This window comes from Marinagarivorans algicola, from assembly GCF_001292705.1.
Classification (GTDB): Bacteria; Pseudomonadota; Gammaproteobacteria; order Pseudomonadales; family Cellvibrionaceae; genus Marinagarivorans; species Marinagarivorans algicola.
Window position 1 is genome coordinate 1 of record NZ_LGAK01000083.1, and the last position, 4,150, is coordinate 4,150.

Below are 4,150 nucleotides of genomic sequence, written 5' to 3' on the forward strand. Positions count from 1 at the left end.
CTCACTGGCGGCGGTGTTCGTAGCTGGTTCCACTGTACTGATCATAGCCACACAAAAATGCACGACGAATACAACGTGTTACACAATGATAGTAAGGTGTAGTGTCTAATGAAACCTGCTGGCTTCTCGCTTTCGTCATAATAACCACCTTATCGCTATCGGTTGAATTGTTCACTTAAGCGTAGAAGGTGGTTAATTATTATGCAAATTTTTGAGTGAGTGTCCCTGTAAGTGGTCCGTGGATGATTTTTAGAAAAGTTCACTTATATATCATGGTAGGTATTTATAATAAACGACACTTCAGCTCATCTTTATAACGCCTAGAAATGGGCAGTACTTTGCCCGAATTCAAAGTTACCTCGCCATCGCCGCTCGGTAGTGATATTATGGAATCGATCCGGTCTAAATTGATGGAATGGGAGCGGTGGATTCGGCAAAAGCCTTTATTGGCAATTTCCAGCGTAAAGGCTGATAGGGTCTTTCTGATGGGGTAGATGCGTTGGCCTATATGCAGGTTGATGTAGTTACCCGAGGCTTCCATCCATTCCACATCCTCTAGCCTTACAATAAATTCTTTGCCGAGCTTTTTAACCAGTAAACGGTCGCGTGAGGTGACGGCTTGATCTGTTGCTTTATTCTGTGTTGTTTCGGGGTTTGTTGCTGTGGGCTCTTCCTCTGCGACTTCTTTTATGGTTTCGGCTTCATTCATAAGGCGGCTAACAATAAAGTGGTAGCCGTAGCTGATGATCAAAAGGGTGGCAAAGGTGAGTATGTCCTTCCTGAGTTCGTAGATAAATTCAAAAGCCAGCGAGCCAAAAATATAGCTGCGCCCTTGGTACAGGTACACCAATTTACGCATGCCTACCATTAAGCCGACATGCGCTATTGAGAAGATGATGGCCAATACTAGGAAGATCACAACACTGCGGATGGGTGTTAACCAACTGAGTGGGCGCTTATTGAGGTATGCGTGAATGAGGGGGATTAACAGTAATACGGCAATGGCGCTAGTGAACTGCCAAATGAAAGGCTCCCATAATGCAAAGGGCGGCTCGGTGTGAGTACGCTGTACTTCCATCACAATGGATGAAGCCAATACCAAGGCATTAAGAAAGAGAAATACTGCGATCATGGCTAGGCCGTAGCTGTTGTGCCACCGCTGAAAGTGCTTAAGTCGATTCATGCTTTAAAATTTCACCCCTCAATTCCACCACTTATCCCAAGTTATTGTTTATTAAGCCTTTTTGTGTTTTTTTGATGTGGCCAGTCTGTAACAATCAAACCTCTTGATTAGAGATAATCTAAATTTTTGGAGGGAGAAGTAATGGACAATAATCGACGATATGACATTGATACGCTGAGGGTGCTGGCCTTTTTAAGCCTAATAATATATCACGTGGCGATGTTTTACGTCGCGGATTGGGGCTGGCATATAAAAAGTGAAAGCGTCAACGAATGGCTGAAATTCCCCATGATTTTGATTAACCAGTGGCGTATGCCGTTGTTGTTTTTGATCTCTGGGGTGGCAAGCTCTTTTTTATTGCGCAAGCTGAGTGCGGCCGCTTTTATTAAAAGCCGAAGCCTGCGTTTGTGGGTACCTTTAACAACGGCGGTACTGTTAGTGGTGCCGCCGCAAGCTTATTTGCAAGGCATGGCTAACGGCACGATTGAAAGTGCTTTTGGTGCGATGACTTATCCGCAGTTTTTATGGCATTACTTTACGCTTCAAGGGTGGCCCGTTGGGGCGTTTGATGGCAGTGATTATGGTTTTACCTGGAACCACCTTTGGTTTGTACCGTATTTAATAGTTTACACCGTGGTGCTGATCCCGTTTAGGGCAATAGTGCGAATAAGCCGGTTAGGGGCCGCGTTAAATCATCTTGGCCCCATCAGCCTCATTGTATTACCGGTAGTGCTACAAATAGTCTGGCAGTGGGCATTGGCGGGTGAGCAAGGCATTAACCATACATTGATTGATGATAGCTATGGGCACGCGGTATATTTTACCTTTTTTGCCTTGGGTTATCTTATCTCTGATAAAGCCCATTGTTGGGCCATTATTGTAAGGCTACGGTGGTTAACGCTGGCATTAGCGGTATGTACTTACATTGCTCTTATCGCGTTATGGTGGGTTTTTAATGAGCAGCTTTGGCAAGGGCATTTGGCGACGGTGGTGGCAAAACTGAACCAATGGTTGTGGTTACTCACTGTACTGGGGTGGTCTGCAAGATGGTTAAATAAGCCTAGCCGCTGGGTGCGCTATGCTAACGCGCGCATCTTCCCTTGGTATATCTTTCATCAAACATTAACGATCGTGGCTGGGTACTACCTTTCCCCCTTTGTATTAGGAGGGTTAGTTGAAGGTGCTTTAGTATTGGGGGCGACCGTGGCCGGTTGCTTTGTATTAACGCACTATGTTGTTGAGCGCTCACGCGTGTTGCGGTTTTGTTTTGGGATGAAGGTGTGAGCTAAAGCGGCTGACCAGTAGGCACCCAACTAACTAAAGGTACTTTATTTAAGTTGAGTACCTTTGTTTTGGTGGTTAATTGTGCGGGCTGTTAGGCACTATAAATGGTTTAACTGATATGTTGATAGACAGAACTGCAAGGACAGGCACTCGTTTTAATAATAACCACCTTATCGCTATCGGTTGAATTGTTCACTTAAGCGTAGAAATTGGTTGATTATTATGCAAACTTTTGGGTGAGTGTCCCTGCAAGTTTATTGTTGGTGAAGAAACTTTATATCCGGTAGGCTCCCTCTCTTGACTAGACCTATTGTCATTATATTCAATTCCTTGATTGCCACCATCATGTCCAGTTATAACTACTCTTCCAGATTCCAGCCAGCCAATTACTTTCAATGCTTCTTCGGCCACTGCCGGATAAAAGCTATCAATCAATTTGGATTTCTCGTTTTCTTCAATACAATCAGTCGGTGGTACAACAACACTCAAACCGTACCCTAGACCTAGATCATCCAAAAAACTATACCCATCACAGTATAAGTCATAGCATTTCTCGATATATCTAGCGACATTCTTGGGACGATCAACAATTTTCTCTAAAACTCTCCGTAAGCTCCATTCATAGTATTTACCAGTATCGATATATCGCTTTAGAATCTTTTCGGCTTCGTAGAGAGACGAAGGCTGCTTGTAGCTTAAAGAAATTAGGTCTAAGTACTCGTCAGAAGTTAAAACCTGCTCAAGCTCTTTTTCTGAGTATACCCATTGCTCAAACTCTTCAATTTCAGTTTCTCTAGCAATGAGCCTATAAACCACTAATTCAAAATTTTTCAATGCTCGCACTCATGACAGGTAACGCTCCGCTAAGGGGCCGGAGCTGTGTTGATGGTTTTGCGTTAGCGTAGCGAATAAACGCAGAACGAGCAACGCAGCAGAGGTCCAGGCCGTTTACGGCCGCGCCTTGAGCGGCTTGTTAGCTGTGCATGCACTCTTCAGCGATTTCTTGCGCCCTAGATATACTAATGCAGCACTTCAGGGACAGGCACTCGTTTTAACAACCTCCAAGCATAAACACTCAAAGCTAATATCATTTAATTTTAACAAACTCACCGGAAACTTTTGAGTGAGTGTCCCTGCAAGTTCTTTGTAGCCTATTATGAGCCCTTTGAAAGATCGTTCAATTAGCTTAAACGATCAGCATTAAGGTTTTAAGCTAGGGCTTTTAACAAGGTTTCAACCACTGGTTAATGAGAAAAGCGAACTACCAGCCGATACAAAAGAAATCCTATAGCCCCAATGATCATGCAAGCAACATATACAGGCACCGCCCAAGAAAAAAATACCGTTGCAATGTAAGCGAAATCAATTTGCCCAGACTCAATGCTATAAAACTCTTCTTGGGCATTGTGCTTTAACCCGATATAGAGAAGCACACTTCCAACCAGCAAAGCTAAAACTGAAGATATATACAGATTTATTCGAAAATATTTTTTCATAATCAGCTATCCCCTCAATTTCCAGAATATATTGCTGAGACTCTAGCGCCGTAATTACTAACTCTAGTTGCGTTTACATTGTTGTAAACCGTAGCGATCTGAGCAATCGAAGTAATGCAGAGACACTCACCCCAAAAAACACCTACTAGAACAGCCCAACAATTAACACCGCCCAACCTAAAACACA

The 4,150-nt window shown here is 43.5% G+C and carries 4 protein-coding genes and 1 pseudogene; 1 reads left to right on the forward strand and 4 read right to left on the reverse strand.

What is annotated here, in order from left to right:
- Window positions 1-4: 4 nt before the first annotated feature.
- A pseudogene (locus AC438_RS16695) lies at window positions 5-139 on the reverse strand (nitrogen fixation protein NifB); the annotation flags it as partial.
- 144 nt (window positions 140-283) lie between these two features.
- Window positions 284-1,183 (reverse strand): LytR/AlgR family response regulator transcription factor, encoded by a 900-nt coding sequence (locus AC438_RS16105; protein WP_053982288.1) that lies wholly within the window; start codon window positions 1,181-1,183, stop codon window positions 284-286.
- Between the two features lie 141 nt (window positions 1,184-1,324).
- Here AC438_RS16105 and AC438_RS16110 point away from each other — a divergent pair, with 141 nt between their 5' ends.
- Entirely contained in the window at window positions 1,325-2,467 is a 1,143-nt protein-coding gene (locus tag AC438_RS16110; protein WP_053982289.1) for an acyltransferase family protein, read from the forward strand.
- A gap of 192 nt (window positions 2,468-2,659) precedes the next feature.
- Here AC438_RS16110 and AC438_RS16115 read toward each other — a convergent pair whose 3' ends face one another.
- Both AC438_RS16115 and AC438_RS16120 read right to left on the reverse strand, forming a co-directional pair.
- Complete coding sequence (locus tag AC438_RS16115; protein ID WP_156317127.1) at window positions 2,660-3,301, reverse strand: hypothetical protein; 642 nt, start codon at window positions 3,299-3,301, stop codon at window positions 2,660-2,662.
- A 410-nt stretch (window positions 3,302-3,711) separates the two neighbouring features.
- Window positions 3,712-3,963 (reverse strand): hypothetical protein, encoded by a 252-nt coding sequence (locus AC438_RS16120; protein ID WP_053982291.1) that lies wholly within the window; start codon window positions 3,961-3,963, stop codon window positions 3,712-3,714.
- Between the last annotated feature and the right edge of the window lie 187 nt (window positions 3,964-4,150).

Coding starts and splice junctions, on each gene's coding strand:
- AC438_RS16105 (WP_053982288.1), bottom strand. CDS start 1,183: ATGAATCGACTTAAGCACTTTCAGCGGTGGCACAACAGCTACGGCCTA.
- AC438_RS16110 (WP_053982289.1), top strand. CDS start 1,325: ATGGACAATAATCGACGATATGACATTGATACGCTGAGGGTGCTGGCC.
- AC438_RS16120 (WP_053982291.1), bottom strand. CDS start 3,963: ATGAAAAAATATTTTCGAATAAATCTGTATATATCTTCAGTTTTAGCT.